Raw genomic sequence first — 18,352 nt, forward strand, 5'->3', positions numbered from 1 at the left:
AGCCGCAGTTACAGTTCGTTGGCCCAAGGCGGGTTGGCCCCCGCACGCGACACGGTCACCGCAGCAACCCGCGCTCCAAGCGCCAACGCGCGGCCCAATGCCTCTGGCCCGATTTGTGACACCGCGTCCTTGGACAGCAGCCCATCTTGCGCCAATTGCGCCAGCACGCCAGAATTAAACGTATCGCCCGCCCCGACGGTATCGACGATCTCGACCCGTTGCGCGGGCACATCGATCATCGGGCCCTTTGCGAAAACGCCCGATGCCCCATCGGCACCGCGCGTGACGATCACCGCATGCGGACCCGCAGCCAGCATAGTGCGCGCCTTGTCTTCAAGGCCGCCCGCGCCCGGTATGATCCAATCCAGATCTTCGTCCGACACTTTCACAATGTCCGACACCGCGATCATCCGGTCCAATCGCGCGCGGTACCGGGCCTCGTCGCGGATAAAGGTCGCGCGGATGTTGGGGTCCAGCACGATCAACCGTGTCGCGGTTTCACGCTCGGCGAGGGCCGCGTAGAAATCGGCGCAGGGTTCGCTGATCAGGCTGATCCCACCAAAATACAGCGCCTGCGCGCTATCTGGCAGGTCCGGTAGGCTGTCAGGTGTCAGGCTGCGCCCGGCGGTGTTTTCGTCATAAAACGTATAGCGCGCCTGCCCGTTGGTCAGTTCTACAAAGGCCAAAGTCGTGGGCAAATGCGACCGGATCACATGGCTGCAATCCACGTTGCTGTCTTCGAGGGCGCGCGACAGCTGCACACCAAACAGATCATCCGACAGGCCCGTGACGAACCCAGTTTTCTGCCCAAGCCGCCCCAAAGCGATGGCAGTGTTGAACACCGCCCCGCCGGCATGGGGCGCAAAACAGGGCCGCCCGTCTTGGGCCGCCGTTGGGATCATGTCGATCAGCGCTTCGCCGCAACAAATAATCATCGCCCCACTCCCGATGTTTTATGCCGCCCCTACCGGGGTCAGGCCGTTAGTTTGGCCGCATCGCGCGCCAATGCTTCGATCCCGGCCCAGTCTCCTTTGACCACCAGATCCGATGGCGCCACCCAGCTGCCGCCAGCACACAACACATTGGGCAGGTCCAAGTAGCTTTGCGCGTTGCCGGGGCTGACACCGCCGGTCGGGCAAAACGAAATCTGCGGCAATGGCGCGCCGATCGCCTTGAGCGCAGGCACACCACCCGACGCTTCGGCGGGGAAAAATTTGAGCACGTCATAGCCACGTTCAAACAACCGCATAGCCTCTGAGGCCGTCGCAGCCCCCGCCAGCAACGGCAGATCTTCGGCCTCACAGGCGTCCAGCAACACGTCTGTCGCACCGGGCGACACACCGAACATTGCACCCGCAGCCTTGGCGTTTTTGACGTCTTGCGGCGTGACCAACGTACCAGCCCCCACAATGCCGCCCGGCACTTTGGCCATCTCTGCGATCACCTCTAACGCGGCGGGCGTGCGCAATGTGACTTCAAGCGCAGGCAACCCACCGGCCACCAAGGCCTCGGCCAAAGGGCGCGCGTGTGCGGCGTCTTTGACGACAAGCACCGGTACAATCGGCGCACGGGTGCAAATTTCACGCGCGCGTGCGCTGGCCTCTTGCGGGGTCATAAAGTCATCCTTCCTTCGTCAAAAAAATACGCTGGCGCCGGTGTCTGCCGTGCCAACGGACCGCCGGAACTGCGCGAATAATTCGCGGCCCAGGCCGTATTCATTGGCCCCCAGATTGATGCGCACCGCTTCGCGATCCAACACACCGGGGGTTTTGATATCCAATTCGCCGGTCACCGCATCCACACGCAGCACGTCACCGTCTTGTAGTTTGGCAATGGCACCGCCGTCCAGTGCTTCGGGGCTGACGTGGATCGCAGCGGGCACAGACCCCGACGCGCCCGACATCCGGCCATCGGTGACCAGCGCCACATTGATCCCCCGCCCTTGCAGGTTTTTCAACAGCGGCGTCAGGCTGTGTAATTCAGGCATGCCGTTGGCTTTGGGCCCCTGAAACCGCACCACAACCACAGTGTCTTGGGTGATTTCACGCGCTTTACAGGCCGCTTTGACTTCTTCTTGGTCGTTGAACACCCGTACCGGAGCCTCGACAACCTGATGTTCGGGCTTGACCGCAGACACCTTCATCACCGCATTCCCCAGCGACCCGTTGAGCCGTTTAAGCCCGCCTGTCGGTTGGAACGGGTCCGCCACGGTACGCAGAATTCGGTAGTTTAAGCTATGAGAGGTGCCCTCTTCCCAGCTCAGCGTCTCGCCTTTGAGCTTGGGTTCTTGGGTGTAGGCATCCAGCCCGCCACCGCCGACGGTTTTGGTGTCTGCGTGTAGCAGCCCCGCGCCCAGCAGTTCGCGGATCATGTAACCCAAACCACCCGCCGCATGGAAATGGTTTACATCTGCCAGACCGTTTGGATAGACCCGTGCCAGCAACGGCGTGACCTCGGACAGGTCCGAGAAATCCTGCCAATCCAATATGATACCACCCGCCCGCGCCATCGCAACCAAGTGAATAAGCAGGTTTGTGGACCCGCCCGTGGCATTCAACCCGATGATGCCGTTCACATAGGCTTTTTCGTCCAGAACATCGCAGACCGGCAGATAGTCGTCGCCCAGATCAGAATGCGCCAGCGCGCGTTGTGCGCCCGCCTTGGTCAGTGCATCGCGCAACCCACTGTTGGGTTGCACAAAGCTGGTACCGGGCAAATGCATGCCCATGAATTCCATCAGCATCTGGTTGGTGTTGGCGGTGCCGTAAAACGTGCAGGTGCCGGGGCCATGATAGGCGCCCATCTCGGCCTGCATCAGTTCGTCGCGGCCCACTTCGCCTGCGGCGAATTTCTGCCGAACCTGCGATTTTTCTTCGTTCGACAGGCCTGATGACATCGGCCCGGCGGGCAAAAACACCGTCGGGATGTGGCCGAATGTATGCGCCGCAATGATCAAACCCGGCACGATTTTGTCGCACACACCCAGATACACCGCCGCATCAAAGGTATTGTGCGTCATCGCGATGCCCGTGGCCATCGCGATAAGATCCCGTGAAAACAGGCTGAGTTCCATGCCCGGCTCACCTTGGGTGACACCATCGCACATCGCCGGCACACCGCCTGCGACCTGAGCGGTCGCGCCCACCTCACGTGCGGCTTCGCGGATCAGATTAGGGTAGCGCTCAAAGGGTTGATGCGCCGACAACATATCGTTGTAGGTCGTCACGATCCCCAGGTTGGGCGCCTGCTGCGTGGCCAGCGCGGATTGATCCGGACCGGCCCCTGCAAAGGCATGCGCCTGCCCGCTACAGCTGAGATGCCCGCGCGCGGGGCCCTTTAGACGCGCCGCACGCATGCGCGCAAGGTATTCGCCTCGCGGCCCTGCACTGCGGGTGATGATCCGGTCGGTGACGCGGGCAATAGTATCGTTCAGATGCATCTCGGTTCCTTCTGGTCCCTGGACGTTAAAACACCCGCGCGCAGCGTCAGGTTTTCGACAGTTCGGCCAAGCGGCGACCTGTGTCGATCATCCGGTTGGCGAACCCCCATTCGTTGTCATACCAGCTGACCACACGCACAAGACCGTCTTTTGTGACGCTGGTTTGCGGCGCTGCAAAGCTTGATGAATGGGCATCGTGATTATAGTCGATCGACACGGTTGGGTCTGTCTCGTAGGCCAACACGCCCTTCAGCTCGCCTTCGGCTGCGGCTTTGATGGCGGCGTTGATCGCCTCTTTGGTGGCTGGTTTTTCGGGTGTGAACACCAGATCAACCAACGACACGTTCGGCGTTGGCACACGCACCGCGGACCCTTCGAGGCGCCCTTCCAAATGCGGCAACACCAGCGAGATCGCCTTGGCCGCACCGGTTGATGTCGGGATCATCGACACAGCGGCGGCGCGCCCACGATACAGATCTTTGTGCGGCGCATCGTGTGACGGCTGGTCGCCTGTGTAGGCGTGGATCGTGGTCATGTAGCCGGTTTTGATGCCAAACGCCTTGTCCAGAACATAGGCCACCGGGGCCAAGCAGTTCGTGGTGCAGGACGCGTTGGAAATAACGATGTCGTCTTTGGTCATGTCTTTGTCGTTCACGCCAAACACAACCGTGCGGTCAGCGCCTGCACCCGGTGCAGAAATCAACACGCGGCGCGATCCGTTTTCCAGATGCTGGGCGGCTTTTTCACGCGCGGTGAACAGGCCGGTGCATTCCATTGCCACATCGACGCCATCCCATGGCAGTTCGGCAGGATTGCGGATCGCGGTGACGGCGATGGACTTGCCGTTCACAACCAAGGCGTCGCCCGACACGGATACATCTGCATCCAAACGGCCATGCACACTGTCGTATTTCAGCAGGTGCGCCAAAGTTTCGGGTGAAGACAGGTCGTTGATGGCTGTCACTTCGACATCAGAGACCTTATTTTCGATTAGGGCGCGCAACACACCCCGCCCAATGCGACCAAAACCGTTGATTGCAACTGTATGAGACATTTTATTCCTCCGGAACTATTGGTGCCAGAGGCCAGTCTGGCGGTATTCACGCTTGTTAGCGCTAACGACCACATTTCCGAACAAACATCAATGGCCGATTTTTGGCATCATAGTTCGCATTGTCGCATAAATCAGCTTTTTCTTAGATATACGGGGCCGTTGCGTCAAAAACCACATCCGCCAGCACCGACTGTTCCTGAACCAAACGCGCATTTTTCAGGTCGTTGCCTTCGGCACGCGCAAGGGCTGCAGCAGGTGCCAGCCCTTCGTGCAACCAACGATCCACCAGCCGTTGACGCAAGATATCTATGGGCACGTCAAGCCGCACACTGATGTCCCAACCCGCAGATAAATCCGCCCATCCGGGCGCATCCAGCAGCAGATAGTTGCCTTCGACGATGACCGTATCGCAATGCGCATCCAACGTCCCTGCCCCGGCGATCGCGATATCGCGGGTGCGGTCAAAAACCGGGTAATACACAGGCGTCTGGTCGCCCAAAGCCGCCATCAACCGCGCAAACCCCGCGACATCAAAGGTGTCAGGTGCGCCTTTTCGGTCCAGCAGCCCCAACCCTGTCAGGATCCGGTTGTCTAGGTGGAACCCATCCATTGGCACGACTTGGGGCGTGCACCCGGCCTCGCGCAATGCCCCGGCCAAGGCCTCGGCGAGGGTGGATTTGCCGCTGCCCGGCGGCCCGGCCAAGGCCACCAGCCGCCGCTTGGATTTGCGCGGTGCGGCCATGATGCGCGCAGCCAGTGGCCCCAGTGGGTGCGTCACGCGGCGGCCCCTGCCACGGGCGGTTCTTTGGCGCCGGTCATAAAGGCCACCGCATCGGACATGGTGTAATCCTTGGGGTCAATCACACATAGACGCTTGCCCAACCGGTGCACGTGAATGCGGTCTGCGACCTCAAACACATGCGGCATGTTGTGGCTGATCAGGATAATCGGAATGCCGCGCGATTTCACATCCATGATCAATTCCAACACCCGGCGCGATTCTTTAACGCCCAACGCTGCTGTCGGTTCATCCAGAATGATCACCTTGGACCCAAACGCCGCAGCCCGCGCCACAGCGACCCCCTGGCGTTGCCCCCCTGAGAGGGTTTCCACCGCTTGATTGATGTTTTGGATCGTCATCAGGCCCAGTTCGGTCAGTTTGTCACGGGCAATGCGTTCCATTTCGGCGCGGTCCAACTGGCGCAACCATGTGCCACGAAACCCCGGTTTGCGAATTTCGCGCCCCATAAACATGTTATCGGCAATCGACAGTGCGGGTGACATGGCCAACGTCTGGTAGACGGTCTCGATGCCTTCGTGGCGTGCGTCGATGGGCGAGGTAAACTGCACCTTGCGCCCTTCTAGAAACACCTCGCCTTCATCTGGGATAACAGCCCCCGACACGGCCTTGATCAACGATGATTTACCCGCGCCATTGTCGCCGATCACCGCCAAAATTTCACCGGGCATCAGATCAAAATCGCAGTGGTCCAACGCGGTGACCTTGCCGTAGCGTTTGACCAGATTGCGGCCCTTGAGAATAGGTTCCATCAGACCGATACCTTTCTGATCCATTGATCCACACCAACCGCGCCGATGATCAGCACACCGATCAACAGATAGGTCCATTGGGCATCCGCCCCCATCAGGCGCAGCCCCAACGTAAACACACCCACGATCAGCGCACCAAACAACGTGCCCATGATCGACCCGCGCCCCCCGAAGAGGGAAATACCACCGATCACCACGGCCGTAATGCTTTCGATATTGGCCAATTGCCCCGATGTTGGCGACACCGACCCGATCCGCCCGATCAGGGCCCACCCCGCGAAGGCACAGATCAACCCGGCCAGCGCATAAACAGAGATCAGCGTGCGCTTGACGTTCACGCCTGACAGTTCTGCGGCTTCTGGGTCGTCGCCCACCGCATAGACATGCCGCCCCCACGCCGTATGTTTGAGCGCATAGGACAGCACGAAAACCAGCACCAGCATAAAGACCACGCCAAAGGTCAGCCGCGCGCCGCCCAATTGGATGGTATTGCCAAAGAGTTGCAGCAAAGGCGCGTTGGCCTCGATGTCTTGCGACCGGATGGTTTCATTGGCGGAATACAGGAAATTCGTAGCCAGCACGATCTGCCACATGCCCAGCGTCACGATAAAGGGCGGCAGTTTGGCCCGTGCCACCAGCCAGCCGTTCAGAAACCCGATCAGCGTGCCGCACAGCAGCCCGCACGCCACCGAAATTTCGACCGGAATGCCATAACGAAAGGTAAATTGCCCCATCACCACCGACGACATCACCATGATCGCCCCGACGCTGAGGTCGATCCCGGCGGTCAGGATAACAAGGCTTTGGGCGGCCGCGACGATCCCCACGATTTGCACCTGTTGCAAGATCAGCGTCAGCGCGAAGGGCGAAAAGAATTTCGTCCCCAGCAGGATGCCGAATATCACAATCGACGCGATCAGCACGATCAGCGGCACCAGCGACGGGTTGATGTGCAGCAGGTGCTGCACCGTTCCGATTATCCCGCGATGGGTGTTTTCGAACTCGGCGACGGTCTCTTGTCGCTTTGACAGCTCTGCCTCGTAGTCTTGAGATTGCCCAGATGCGTCTGACACAGCTCTCCCTCTCCCTGCATGCGGGTCATATCGATCCGTCTTGACGTAGATTTGTGGATTGGGCCGGATCATCACCCCAACGACCGGCCTGCGTGTGACGCGCGTAGTGCCGCGCGCCACTGGCTATGATGTGGGTTTTAGCCCCAGCAGAGCTCTTTGCCCTCGGATACCGAGATCGATTCAACCCCATCTGCAGGCGCATCCGTGACCAGTGCAACACCGGTGTCAAAGAACGCTTTGCCGGGCGTTGGCTCTGGCTTCACGCCATCCTCGGCCCAGGTTTTGATCGCCTCGACGCCCAGAGCCGCCATCGACAACGGGTATTGCTGAGACGTCGCACCGATCACGCCATCCGCGACGTTTTGCACACCGGGGCAACCGCCATCAACCGACACAATCAGCACCTCATTTTCACGCCCGATCGCCTTGAGCGCCTCGTAGGCCCCTGCAGCGGCCGGTTCGTTGATGGTGTGTACCACGTTGATAGATGGGTCTTTGGCCAATAGGTTTTCCATGGCACGGCGACCGCCTTCTTCGTTGCCGTCGGTGACATCACTGCCCACCAAACGCGCATCGTTTTCGTCGCCGATCACAGACGGGTCGGCCAGATCGACACCAAAGCCTTCAAGGAAGCCCTGATTGCGCAGCACGTCGACTGTTGGCTGACTAACGTTCAGATCCAGTGTCGCGATTTTCGCGTTATCTGCCGCGTCGCCCAATTGCGCCCGCGCCCATTCACCGATCAAGACACCGGCCTTGTAGTTGTCTGTCGCAAAGGTCGCATCTGCTGCGTCAATCGGATCTAGCGGCGTATCCAATGCGATCACCAGCAACCCAGCCTCACGCGCCTGCGTCACCGCAGAGACAATCGAAGACGTATCAGAGGCAGTGATCAAAATGCCCGACGCGCCATCCAAAATGCAGGTCTCAATCGCCTGCACTTGGGTTTCATGGTCGCCGTCAACCTTGCCCGCAAACGCCTTCAGCGTCATGCCCAATTCAGCGGCTTTGGCCTCGGCGCCCTCTTTCATCTTGACGAAAAACGGGTTCGTGTCGGTTTTTGTAATTAGGCACGCGGTGACATCATCCGCAAGGGCCACACCGCTGGTCGCACCCAAAGTGCTGAGACCAAGGATCGTGCTGGCGAGTAATTTCTTCATGGTTTCCTCCCAAAGAAACGTTTGTTTCATCTCTTGAGGCGCGGAATGCGCGCCCATGCCCTGCCGACTTCTCCCCCGGTAGGACACCGTCAAGACACATCATTTACAAGGGGCTGTCAATAAATAAATAAACTTGATTTATTAATTGACGGGCGTCAAAATATGCAAAGAACTAGGGGGGATATGCGATCCCATGGATGGCGATAAGGTCAAAGGCCTCAGCATTGGTGTGAACCAGCGCGGCGTGCGCAATTATAACGAGCGCCTGCTGCTATCGATGTTCATGCGGCACGGCCCCCTGCCCGGCAGCGACCTTGCGCGTATGGCGGGGCTGTCGCCACAAACCGTGTCTGTGATCTTGCGCAAACTCGAAAAAGACGGGCTGTTGATGCGCGGGGAACCACAGCGCGGAAAGGTCGGAAAGCCCTCTATCCCCATGGATTTATCGGCCACAGGTGTCTTTGCATTTGGGATGAAAATCGGACGTCGCAGCGCGGAATTATTGCTGTTGAACTTCAAGGGTCAGGTGATCCGCCAATTGCATCTGGCCTATACCGCGCCCACCCCCGAGGTCGTGTTTGGGTTTTTGGCCGATGGCATCGATACCTTGATGAACGACATGACCGCAGCACAACAAAGCCGGCTCTGCGGGATCGGCGTCGCCTCGCCGTTTGAGCTGTGGAAATGGGACAGTCTTGCGCGCAATTCGATGCAAGACTTTAGCGCGTGGAAAGATATCGATTTTGCCCAAGAAGTCGCGCAGTTCAGCGCCCTGCCGATTTTCCCCTACAATGACGCAACAGCCGCCTGCCGGGCCGAACATCTGTACGGATTGGGCAAGGAATACCGCGACTATGCGTATTTCTACATCGGCTCGTTCATTGGCGGTGGTGTCGTGCTGAACCATACCGTGTTTGAGGGCAATCAGGGCAATGCAGGCGCGTTGGGCTCGCTGCGCAGCACGGGACCTTTGGGCGAAAGCCGTCAGTTGGTTGACGTCGCCTCGTTGCACCTGCTCGAGACGCGACTGGTCGAGGCCGGGATCGACCCCGAAATGTTGTGGCGGATGCCGCAGGACTGGTCTGCGCTAAAACGTTATGTCGATCCATGGATCGGTGAAACCGCGCAGGAATTGGCCAAAGCGGCCCTGTCTGTCTGTTCGGTCATCGATTTTGAGGCCATCTTGGTTGATGGCGCCTTCCCACAGCCCGTACGCGCGGCATTGGTCGAACGGGTGCGCCGCTATCTGGTCACGCAAGACACCCGCGGCCTGCTGACCCCGCGCATCGAGGCCGGCGATATCGGCGGCAACGCGCGCGCCATCGGGGCCGCCAGTGGGCCGATTTTTTCACAATTTTTCCTGAACACCAATGCCGGGTTGTCGTCGATCTGACAGTTAGATCGCCTGCTGCATGACCTTGACCAACACATTGGCGGGCAACACGCAGGGGTTGGCCTGCATCGATGACGCAGAGGCCGCCTCTTGGGCGATCTGCATCAGATCAACCTGCGGGGTCACCCATTGCCCCAACCGCGCAACACCCCATTTGTCCAGATGATGGGGCAGTGTTTCAAAAACACTGCTGGGATCCATATCAAACCCTGCGCCCAACCATTGAGCGACCTCTTCGAACCGCGTATTATCGGGCAACGCAGTGGCGTTCGCCGCCAACACCGGCCCCAGCAAACGCCCGCATATCAACCCATGCGGCGCGCCCAAACGCCCCCCCATAACGCCCGCCAATCCGTGCACAGCCCCAAGGCCCGCATTCGCCAACGCCAGCCCGCCCATCAGGCTGACAAACGCCATATCATCGCGCGCGCCTTGGGTTTCGGCCTGTGCCAGTTGGCTCAACGCACGTGCACCTTGTGGGATCGCGGCACGGCACAGCGCGTCGGTCAACGGATTGGCGCGGCCCGACAGATAGGGTTCAACCACCTGCGTCAACGCATCCAACCCAGAGGCCAGCGTTTGACCGCGCGGCGCGTTATCTGTCAAGGCAGGGTCGATCACGGCCAGATTGGGCAGCATACGGTTGTCCCGTAGGCTGACCTTGCGCCCTGCGGCGGGCACTGCGATCACGGCGTTTTTGGTGACCTCGGCCCCGGTGCCCGATGTTGTCGGCACGGCGACAAACGGCAACGGATCCGCGCCCAACGGCTGCGCGCGGCCCACGCTCTCTAGATGGTCCATGATATTTGTAGCGCCGGGTACCAGTGCGGCCACCGCCTTGCCCAAGTCAATCACAGACCCGCCACCGACGGCCAACACCACATCACAGCCCGCCGCCCGCGCCACGCGCACCGCGTCATCGACCATGTCAATGGTCGGCTCGCCTTGGCAAATGACGGTGGTGGTCTGCGCGCCCAACGTCGCGGCCAAGGTATCAACCCAAGACACCGACCGGCCCCGCACCAACAAAACCCGCTGGCCCATGGCGCGCACCGCAGACGCAACCACGTCTGCTTTGCCCCGACCAAAGACAATGCGCCCCGCGGTCAGGAAATCAAAAACCGACCCGGTCAAAACCGCAGTGTGGCGTCAACCGCGCGCTTCCATGCGTCGTATTTTGTGGCGCGGTCTGCGTCGTTCATCTGCGGGGTGAATTGCTGTTCCAGCGCCCAGTTTTTTGCAAACCCGGCCTTGTCTGGGTAAATACCCGCGCGCTGGCCTGCCAACCACGCCACCCCAAGCGCCGTGGTTTCCAGCACCTGCGGGCGGTCCACCGGGGCCGCGATAATATCGGACAAAAACTGCATCGCCCAATCAGACGCCGACATGCCGCCGTCCACACGCAATGTTGCGCGTGCGCCCGTGCCCTGCCAATCGGCCTGCATCGCCTCAAGCAGGTCGCGGGTCTGATAGCCCACACTTTCCAACGCGGCCTTGGCGTATTCTTCGGGCCCCGAATTGCGCGTCAGCCCAAACACTGCGCCGCGACATTCGGCGTTCCAATAGGGCGCACCAAGGCCCACAAACGCGGGCACCAACACGACGTTTTGATTGGGGTCTGCATTTTCCGCCAAGGGTTGGGTTTCGGCGGCATCGCGGATAATTTTCAACCCATCACGCAACCATTGCACAACGGCCCCCGCCACAAAAATGGACCCCTCAAGGGCATAGGTCGGCTTGCCGTCAAACTGATACGCAATGGTGGTCAGCAACCGGTTTTGCGATGCCACGGCCGTGTCGCCGGTGTTCAGCAGCGCAAAACAGCCCGTCCCATAGGTGGATTTTAGCATGCCCGGCTCAAAACACGCCTGCCCGATCGTCGCGGCCTGCTGGTCCCCCGCCACGCCCAAAATCGGGATGGGGCGGCCAAACAGATCGGGCCGCGTGGTGCCGAAATCTGCGGCGCAATCGCGCACCTCGGGCAGCATCGCCATGGGGATGTCAAAAAGCGCGCAAATAGACGTGCTCCAACGGCCCTTGTGAATGTCATAGAGTGACGTGCGCGCAGCATTGGTGGCATCCGTCACATGCGCGGCACCTCCGGTGAGTTTCCAGATCAGAAAGCTATCAACCGTGCCAAACAGCAATTCGCCTGCCTGCGCTCGCGCCCGCGCGCCGTCTACATGGTCAAGGATCCATTTGAGTTTGGTGCCCGAAAAATACGGGTCGGCCAGCAGCCCTGTCTTGGCAGTGATCATCGTGTCATGACCGGCCTCGCGCAATTCGCGACAATACTCTGCCGTACGGCGGTCCTGCCAAACAATAGCGTTATGAATGGGTTGCCCGGTGGATTTGTCCCACGCCACAACAGTTTCGCGTTGATTGGTGATGCCGATGGCGGCGATGTCATCGGGGCCTAGGTTCGCCTTTTCGATCACCGCGCGGCAGGTGCCGGCCGTGGTGGACCATAAATCACCCGGATCATGTTCGACCCAACCGCTGTCGGGGAAATGCTGCGGGAATTCTTCTTGGGCGCTGGCGATGATTTTCATGTCGGCGTCGAAAATGATCGCGCGCGAGGACGTGGTGCCCTGATCAATCGCAAGAATATGGGTCATGGGGTCCCCCGGATATCACTGAATTTCGTGGGGCAATTTCGCCCGTAAAAAAGCCGGGGCACAATGGATGCGCCCCGGCGAAAGGTCAAAGGCTTACTGCCAAGACTTGATCAGCTCGTCGTAGCTGATGGTCTGTGGTTGTTCTTCTTCGTCCGCCAGTTTGGCGTAGGGCGCACCCGGCTGTGCAAACCAGTGATCCGCGTCCATTTCGTCATTCATGACGGGGCCAAGGTCACCCTGAACACCGGCACGTTCGAGACGGACAAGCACTTTTTCCTGATCGGAACACAAGGCATCCAACGCTTCCTGAGGCGTTTTGGCGCCCGACATGGCATCGCCAATGTTCTGCCACCACAGTTGCGCCAGCTTTGGATAGTCTGGAACGTTTGTGCCTGTTGGTGACCATTGAACGCGTGCAGGCGAACGGTAGAATTCGACCAAACCGCCCAGTTTATCCGCGCGATCCGTGAAGTGATCACTGTCGATGGTCGATGAGCGAATGAACGTCAAACCCACGTCAGATTTCTTCAGATCGACCGTTTTGGACACCACGAACTGCGCATAAAGCCACGCGGCTTTGGCACGGTCCACGGGTGTGGATTCCATCAAAGTCCAGCTGCCTGCATCCTGGTAACCGATCTTTTGGCCTTCTTTCCAGTATGCCCCGTGCGGCGAAGGTGCCATGCGCCACTTGGGCGTACCATCTTCGTTCATCACGGGCAGATCAGGCTGCACGGTCGCGGCGGTAAACGCGGTGTACCAGAACATTTGCTGGGCCACGTTGCCTTGCGCCGGGATTGGTCCCGCCTCGCCAAATGTCATACCAGCCGCGGCAGGGGGCGAGTATTTTTGCAGCCAATCAATGGCCTTGGTCACCGCATAAACGGCCGCTGGTGAATTGGTCGCACCACCCCGTGACACACAGGACCCGGTGGGTTGCGAATTCTCATTCACCCGGATGCCCCATTCATCAACCGGCAAACCGTTTGGCTCGCCAACGTCGCCCATGCCCGCCATGGACATCCACGCGTCTGTGTAGCGCCAGCCTAGGCTCGGGTCTTTTTTGCCGTAATCCATGTTGCCGTAGACGTCGCCGTCAACACCCATGCGCGACAAATCACGACCGGTGAAGAATTCCGCGATGTCTTCATAGGCCGACCAGTTCACCGGAACACCCAGCTCGTAGCCATATTTCTCTTGGAAATCGGCTTTGTTTTGCGCGTCGTTGAACCAATCATAGCGGAACCAATAGAGGTTCGCGAACTGCTGTGTGGGCAGTTGGTACAGTTTGCCGTCCGGGCCAGTCGTAAAGGACGTGCCGATGAAATCATCGACATCGAGGCTCGATAGGGTCACATCTGCGCCCTCGCCCGCCATCCAATCCGTCAGGTTACGCACCTGTTTGTAACGCCAATGCGTGCCGATCAGATCACTGTCGTTGACATAGGCGTCATAGATATTTTCGCCCGACTGCATTTGTGTTTGCAGCTTTTCGACCACATCGCCTTCGCCGATCAGGTCATGGGTCACCTTGATGCCGGTGATCGCGGTGAAGGCCGGAGCCAAAACTTGCGATTCATATTCATGGGTGGTGATCGTTTCCGATACGACCTTGATGTCCATGCCCACAAAAGGCGCCGCCGCATCGACAAAGAATTGCATCTCTGCTTCTTGTGCGGCACGATCCAGCGTGGACAACCCGGCGATTTCACCGTCAAGAAACGCTTTTGCGGCCTCCATGTCGCCCCAAGCCGGCAGTGCCATACACGCGATCATCGCGCCCACGGCTGTGGTTGATTTTAGTGCAAAGTTCATGTGGTCCTCCCAAGACATTGTTGAACTGTTTTCAAGCCGCCCGTGATCGGGTCGACCCCCTCCTTTCTGGTTACACCCAGCGGAACACCGCCACGGCATAAACCAGGCACGCCAACAGCGCATAGGGCTGTGGTGCGACCTCAAGACCCAGCCAGATCAGATTGATAAAGGCCGAGCCCAGCAGGGTGATAAACAACCGATCCCCCCGCGTCGTTTCGATCCGCAAGATGCCCACGCGGGGCGTCTCGGGGTATTTGATTGCGAGTATGGTAAAGGTGATCAGCAAACAGGCGATCACCGCAAAAAAGAGCGCCGTCGGTACGGTCCATGCCATCCATGCCATATCAAGATCCTCCTTTTATACCCGCCCGAGGGCAAAGCCCTTGGCGATGTAGTTGCGCACGAAATAGATCACCAAGGCACCCGGCACGATGGTCAGCACCCCTGCGGCGGCCAACACGCCCCAATCGATGCCCGCGGCCCCTTGGGTGCGGGTCATGATGGCGGCGATGGGTTTGGCGTCTACGGTTGTTAGGGTCCGGCTAAGCAGCAATTCCACCCATGAAAACATAAAGCAGAAAAACGCGGCGACACCGATCCCCGACGCGATCAGTGGCGTAAAAATACGCACGAAAAACCGCGGGAAGGAATAGCCATCAAGGTATGCCGTCTCGTCGATTTCTTTGGGCACACCGCGCATGAACCCTTCCAAGATCCAGACCGCCAGCGGCACGTTGAACAGGCAATGGGCCAGCGCCACAGCGATGTGCGTATCAAACAGCCCCACGGACGAATACAACTGAAAGAACGGCAGCGCGAAAACCGCAGGCGGCGCCATCCGGTTGGTCAGCAGCCAGAAAAACAGATGTTTGTCGCCCATGAATGTATAGCGCGAAAACGCATAGGCCGCAGGCAGCGCCACTGCGAGGCTGATCACCGTGTTCATCACCACATAGATCAACGAGTTGATATACCCGATGTACCAGCTCTCATCCGTGAGGATCTTGATGTAGTTCGCCAGCGTCAGATCACGTGGCCAAAGCGAGAAAGAGCCCAAAATTTCGGTGTTGGTTTTGAGGCTCATATTGAGCAACCAGTAGATCGGCAGCAGCAGGAACACCAAGTAAACCCCCATAACGATGGCCGACCGGTTGATACATTTGCCCGATTGCGAAGTGGTCTGAGACATCACACGCCGTCCCTTTTGTCGAGGTTGGTCATGACGGTGTAAAACACCCATGAAATCAACAGGATCACCAGAAAATACATGATCGAGAACGCCGCCGCAGGTCCAAGATCAAACTGCCCCAGCGCCATTTTCACCAGATCAATCGACAAGAAGGTCGTCGCATTGCCCGGCCCTCCCCCGGTGACCACGAAGGGTTCGGTGTAGATCATGAAACTATCCATGAACCGCAACAAGATGGCGATCATCAGAACGCCCGCCATTTTCGGCAGCTCGATATAACGGAACACGGCCCAACGGCTGGCTTGGTCGATCTTGGCGGCCTGATAATACGCATCCGGGATCGATTGCAGCCCCGCATAGCCCAGCAACGCCACCAGCGACGTCCAATGCCAGACATCCATCACGATCACGGTGACCCATGCGGCAAAGATGTCTTGGGTGTAGTTGTAGGAAATACCTAATTTATCAAGCGTGTAGCCCAGAAGACCAATGTCGACACGGCCAAAGATCTGCCAGATCGTGCCCACCACATTCCACGGGATCAGCAAGGGCAGCGACATCAGCACCAGACAAAACGACGCCCAGAACCCCGATTTGGGCATGTTGAGCGCCACGAAAATCCCCAATGGGATTTCGATCGCGAGGATAATCCCCGAAAAGGTAATTTGGCGCCACAGCGCATTCCACATGCGGTCGTCTTGCAGCATCTCTTGGAACCATTCGAGCCCGGCCCAAAAGAACTGGTTTTGCCCAAAGGTGTCCTGCACCGAATAGTTCACCACCGTCATCAACGGGATCACCGCAGAAAACGCCACCAGCACCAGCACCGGCAACACCAGAAACCACGCTTTTTGATTGACTGTCTTGTTCATCAGGCGGCCTCCCCTGTTGGTGCCACGCGCCAATCGTCGGCGTAAACATTGATCCCTTGCGGGTCGAACGTGATGGTTTGGCTATCGGCGCTGAAACTGTCGCCTTCGCCTGCGATGGCGCTGATCTCATGGCCATCCACATCCAGCCGCACGATCTTGTGCCGGCCCACATCTTCGACGCGGGTGATGCGCGCAGGCACACCCGTGCCCCCCGCCGTCAGCTTGATAAATTCGGGGCGCACACCAACCTGCACCTTGCCGCCCGTGGGCACGTAGCCTGCCCCCAGCGGCACCTGAACACCGGCAATCTGGGCGGTCGCGCCGTCGATTTTGGCATCAAACAGGTTCATCCCCGGCGAGCCGATGAAATACCCCACGAAGGTATGAGCGGGCCGCTCGAACAGTTCTTGCGGGGTGCCGATCTGCACCACACGGCCGTCAAACATCACCACAACCTTGTCTGCAAAGGTCAGCGCCTCGGTTTGGTCATGGGTCACGTAGATCATCGTGTGCCCAAATTCATGGTGCAGGGATTTCAGCTGCGTGCGCAGTTCCCATTTCATGTGGGGGTCGATCACGGTCAGCGGCTCGTCGAACAGCAGCGCATTCACGTCTTCGCGCACCATCCCGCGCCCAAGGCTGATCTTTTGTTTGGCATCCGCCGTCAGCCCGCGCGCCTTGTTGCCCAATTCGGCTTCCATGCCGATCATCTGCGCGATCTGCTGCACCCGCTGCGCCACATAGGCCGGATCGGCACCGCGATTGCGCAATGGAAAGGCCAGGTTATCGCGCACGGTCATGGTGTCGTACACAACAGGAAACTGGAACACCTGCGCGATATTGCGTTCGGCGGTTGGTGCATGCGTGACATCGCGGTCGTTGAACAAGATGCGGCCTTGGCTGGGGTGTAGCAACCCCGAAATGATGTTGAGCAACGTGGATTTGCCGCACCCAGAAGACCCAAGCAACGCGTAGGCCTCGCCATCCACCCAATCGTGGTTCAGCTCTTTGAGCGCAAAATCGTCTTCGGATGCGGGTTTAGGCAGATAGGAATGCGCCAGGTTATCAAGCGTGATCTTGGCCATTATGCCGCCTCTGCGTAGGGGGCCGCGGCGACCAGCGCGCCGTCTTGCCCAAAGATATAAACATGCGCCGGGTCCAAATAGACCTCTAGGTCTTGGCCCGGTGTCAGATGTTGCACACCATGCACCAGACCTACCCAACGTTCGCCGTGGTGGTCCATATGCACAAAGGTTTCAGAGCCGGTGATTTCTGTCACAGTCAGCCGGGTTTTGAACGACATGGCCCCTGCAACATGCGCCGACAGTTCCAGATGGTTGGGCCGAAAGCCCGCTGTGTAGGCGCCATCTGGCAGATCCGCGGCACCTGCCGGAGTTGGCACAGACTGCCCATCGCCAAAGGCCAACGTGGCGCCGGTTTTGGTGATGTTCAGGAAATTCATCGGCGGGTCGGAAAACACCCGCGCCGTGGTGGCGTTGACCGGCTTGCGGTAGACCGATGGCGTGGGGCCAAATTGCGTGACCTTGCCTTCCCAAAGCGCGGCGGTATTGCCGCCCAACAAAAGCGCCTCTTCGGGTTCGGTCGTGGCATATACAAAGATCGACCCGGATTTTTCGAAAATTTTAGGGATTTCGGCGCGGAGTTCTTCGCGCAGTTTGTAGTCCAGATTGGCCAGCGGTTCGTCCAGCAACACCAAGCCTGCGTTCTTGACCAATGCGCGCGCCAGTGCACAACGTTGTTGTTGCCCGCCCGACAGTTCCAGCGGTTTGCGATCCAACATCGGGGTTAGCTTCATCAAATCGGCCGTCTCGCGCACCCGCGCATCAATCTCTTGGCGCGACTGGCCCAACAAACGCATCGGCGAGGCGATATTGTCATAGACCGTCATCGACGGGTAGTTGATGAACTGCTGATATACCATCGCAACCTTGCGATCTTGCACACGCATGCCTGTCACATCATCGCCCTGCCAGATCACCCGCCCGGTGGCCGGCACATCCAGACCCGCCATCAACCGCATCAGCGATGTTTTACCCGATAGTGTCGGCCCCAAAAGCACGTTCATCGTGCCTTTTTGCAATTCAATATCTGTTGGGTAAATGTGGGTCGCCCCCCCAACAGTCTTAGACACCCCTTCCAAAATCAAAGTCATGTCTGGCCCCCCCGC

The 18,352-nt window shown here is 59.0% G+C and carries 17 protein-coding genes; 1 reads left to right on the forward strand and 16 read right to left on the reverse strand.

Going from position 1 to position 18,352, the window contains the following annotated elements:
• Window positions 1-8: 8 nt before the first annotated feature.
• From ABJH13_RS11320 to ABJH13_RS11355, 8 genes are all read right to left on the reverse strand, one after another.
• Complete coding sequence (locus ABJH13_RS11320; RefSeq protein WP_348406318.1) at window positions 9-935, reverse strand: carbohydrate kinase; 927 nt, start codon at window positions 933-935, stop codon at window positions 9-11.
• Window positions 936-973: 38 nt separating this feature from the next.
• On the reverse strand, window positions 974-1,615 hold the full coding sequence (gene eda / locus ABJH13_RS11325) for a bifunctional 4-hydroxy-2-oxoglutarate aldolase/2-dehydro-3-deoxy-phosphogluconate aldolase (protein WP_348406319.1): 642 nt from the start codon (window positions 1,613-1,615) through the stop codon (window positions 974-976).
• Between the two features lie 18 nt (window positions 1,616-1,633).
• Window positions 1,634-3,439, reverse strand: coding sequence for a phosphogluconate dehydratase (gene edd / locus ABJH13_RS11330; RefSeq protein ID WP_348406320.1), 1,806 nt, complete (start codon window positions 3,437-3,439; stop codon window positions 1,634-1,636).
• A gap of 46 nt (window positions 3,440-3,485) precedes the next feature.
• Complete coding sequence (gap, locus tag ABJH13_RS11335; RefSeq protein WP_348406321.1) at window positions 3,486-4,493, reverse strand: type I glyceraldehyde-3-phosphate dehydrogenase; 1,008 nt, start codon at window positions 4,491-4,493, stop codon at window positions 3,486-3,488.
• 142 nt (window positions 4,494-4,635) lie between these two features.
• Entirely contained in the window at window positions 4,636-5,271 is a 636-nt protein-coding gene (locus ABJH13_RS11340) for a nucleoside/nucleotide kinase family protein (RefSeq protein WP_348406322.1), read from the reverse strand.
• The gene (locus tag ABJH13_RS11345) at window positions 5,268-6,044 is read right to left on the reverse strand and encodes an ATP-binding cassette domain-containing protein (RefSeq protein ID WP_348406357.1); all 777 of its coding nucleotides are present in this window, start codon (window positions 6,042-6,044) and stop codon (window positions 5,268-5,270) included. Before ABJH13_RS11345 ends, ABJH13_RS11340 begins: the two co-directional genes overlap by 4 nt.
• Entirely contained in the window at window positions 6,044-7,117 is a 1,074-nt protein-coding gene (locus tag ABJH13_RS11350; protein ID WP_348406323.1) for an ABC transporter permease, read from the reverse strand. Before ABJH13_RS11350 ends, ABJH13_RS11345 begins: the two co-directional genes overlap by 1 nt.
• 137 nt (window positions 7,118-7,254) lie before the next feature.
• Window positions 7,255-8,277 carry a sugar ABC transporter substrate-binding protein gene (locus ABJH13_RS11355; protein WP_348406324.1) on the reverse strand — a complete coding sequence of 341 codons (1,023 nt, stop codon included), beginning with the start codon at window positions 8,275-8,277 and terminating at the stop codon, window positions 7,255-7,257.
• Between the two features lie 193 nt (window positions 8,278-8,470).
• Here ABJH13_RS11355 and ABJH13_RS11360 point away from each other — a divergent pair, with 193 nt between their 5' ends.
• Complete coding sequence (locus ABJH13_RS11360; protein WP_348406325.1) at window positions 8,471-9,670, forward strand: ROK family transcriptional regulator; 1,200 nt, start codon at window positions 8,471-8,473, stop codon at window positions 9,668-9,670.
• 3 nt (window positions 9,671-9,673) lie between these two features.
• On the opposite strand, the gene ABJH13_RS11365 is transcribed toward ABJH13_RS11360, so the two are convergent.
• From ABJH13_RS11365 to ABJH13_RS11400, 8 genes are all read right to left on the reverse strand, one after another.
• Window positions 9,674-10,804 carry an iron-containing alcohol dehydrogenase gene (locus ABJH13_RS11365; protein WP_348406326.1) on the reverse strand — a complete coding sequence of 377 codons (1,131 nt, stop codon included), beginning with the start codon at window positions 10,802-10,804 and terminating at the stop codon, window positions 9,674-9,676.
• Window positions 10,801-12,288, reverse strand: coding sequence for a glycerol kinase GlpK (gene glpK / locus ABJH13_RS11370; RefSeq protein WP_348406327.1), 1,488 nt, complete (start codon window positions 12,286-12,288; stop codon window positions 10,801-10,803). Before glpK ends, ABJH13_RS11365 begins: the two co-directional genes overlap by 4 nt.
• A 93-nt stretch (window positions 12,289-12,381) precedes the next feature.
• Window positions 12,382-14,103 carry an ABC transporter substrate-binding protein gene (locus tag ABJH13_RS11375; RefSeq protein ID WP_348406328.1) on the reverse strand — a complete coding sequence of 574 codons (1,722 nt, stop codon included), beginning with the start codon at window positions 14,101-14,103 and terminating at the stop codon, window positions 12,382-12,384.
• A 70-nt stretch (window positions 14,104-14,173) separates the two neighbouring features.
• A complete protein-coding gene (locus ABJH13_RS11380) occupies window positions 14,174-14,446 on the reverse strand; it encodes a DUF2160 domain-containing protein (protein ID WP_348406329.1) in 273 nt (90 codons plus the stop codon).
• A gap of 15 nt (window positions 14,447-14,461) precedes the next feature.
• Window positions 14,462-15,292, reverse strand: a complete 831-nt coding sequence (locus ABJH13_RS11385; protein ID WP_348406330.1) for a carbohydrate ABC transporter permease — start codon at window positions 15,290-15,292, stop codon at window positions 14,462-14,464.
• Window positions 15,292-16,164, reverse strand: a complete 873-nt coding sequence (locus ABJH13_RS11390) for a sugar ABC transporter permease (protein WP_348406331.1) — start codon at window positions 16,162-16,164, stop codon at window positions 15,292-15,294. The genes ABJH13_RS11385 and ABJH13_RS11390 overlap by 1 nt, the downstream gene beginning before the upstream one ends.
• Window positions 16,164-17,249 (reverse strand): ABC transporter ATP-binding protein, encoded by a 1,086-nt coding sequence (locus ABJH13_RS11395; protein WP_348406332.1) that lies wholly within the window; start codon window positions 17,247-17,249, stop codon window positions 16,164-16,166. Before ABJH13_RS11395 ends, ABJH13_RS11390 begins: the two co-directional genes overlap by 1 nt.
• Window positions 17,249-18,337: an ABC transporter ATP-binding protein gene (locus tag ABJH13_RS11400; RefSeq protein WP_348406333.1), complete on the reverse strand. Its 1,089-nt coding sequence runs from the start codon at window positions 18,335-18,337 to the stop codon at window positions 17,249-17,251. The genes ABJH13_RS11395 and ABJH13_RS11400 overlap by 1 nt, the downstream gene beginning before the upstream one ends.
• Window positions 18,338-18,352 lie beyond the last annotated feature (15 nt).

Origin of the sequence: Roseobacter sp., from assembly GCF_039970775.1 — a bacterium.
GTDB lineage: Bacteria > Pseudomonadota > Alphaproteobacteria > Rhodobacterales > Rhodobacteraceae > Roseobacter.

What these genes read in the sequence shown, in the direction of transcription:
- ABJH13_RS11395 (WP_348406332.1), bottom strand. Translation starts at nt 17,249, where the DNA reads ATGGCCAAGATCACGCTTGATAACCTGGCGCATTCCTATCTGCCTAAA.
- glpK (WP_348406327.1), bottom strand. Translation starts at nt 12,288, where the DNA reads ATGACCCATATTCTTGCGATTGATCAGGGCACCACGTCCTCGCGCGCG.
- ABJH13_RS11380 (WP_348406329.1), bottom strand. Translation starts at nt 14,446, where the DNA reads ATGGCATGGATGGCATGGACCGTACCGACGGCGCTCTTTTTTGCGGTG.
- ABJH13_RS11385 (WP_348406330.1), bottom strand. Translation starts at nt 15,292, where the DNA reads ATGTCTCAGACCACTTCGCAATCGGGCAAATGTATCAACCGGTCGGCC.
- ABJH13_RS11375 (WP_348406328.1), bottom strand. Translation starts at nt 14,103, where the DNA reads ATGAACTTTGCACTAAAATCAACCACAGCCGTGGGCGCGATGATCGCG.
- edd (WP_348406320.1), bottom strand. Translation starts at nt 3,439, where the DNA reads ATGCATCTGAACGATACTATTGCCCGCGTCACCGACCGGATCATCACC.
- eda (WP_348406319.1), bottom strand. Translation starts at nt 1,615, where the DNA reads ATGACCCCGCAAGAGGCCAGCGCACGCGCGCGTGAAATTTGCACCCGT.
- gap (WP_348406321.1), bottom strand. Translation starts at nt 4,493, where the DNA reads ATGTCTCATACAGTTGCAATCAACGGTTTTGGTCGCATTGGGCGGGGT.
- ABJH13_RS11390 (WP_348406331.1), bottom strand. Translation starts at nt 16,164, where the DNA reads ATGAACAAGACAGTCAATCAAAAAGCGTGGTTTCTGGTGTTGCCGGTG.
- ABJH13_RS11320 (WP_348406318.1), bottom strand. Translation starts at nt 935, where the DNA reads ATGATTATTTGTTGCGGCGAAGCGCTGATCGACATGATCCCAACGGCG.
- ABJH13_RS11360 (WP_348406325.1), top strand. Translation starts at nt 8,471, where the DNA reads ATGGATGGCGATAAGGTCAAAGGCCTCAGCATTGGTGTGAACCAGCGC.
- ABJH13_RS11345 (WP_348406357.1), bottom strand. Translation starts at nt 6,044, where the DNA reads ATGGAACCTATTCTCAAGGGCCGCAATCTGGTCAAACGCTACGGCAAG.
- ABJH13_RS11355 (WP_348406324.1), bottom strand. Translation starts at nt 8,277, where the DNA reads ATGAAGAAATTACTCGCCAGCACGATCCTTGGTCTCAGCACTTTGGGT.
- ABJH13_RS11400 (WP_348406333.1), bottom strand. Translation starts at nt 18,337, where the DNA reads ATGACTTTGATTTTGGAAGGGGTGTCTAAGACTGTTGGGGGGGCGACC.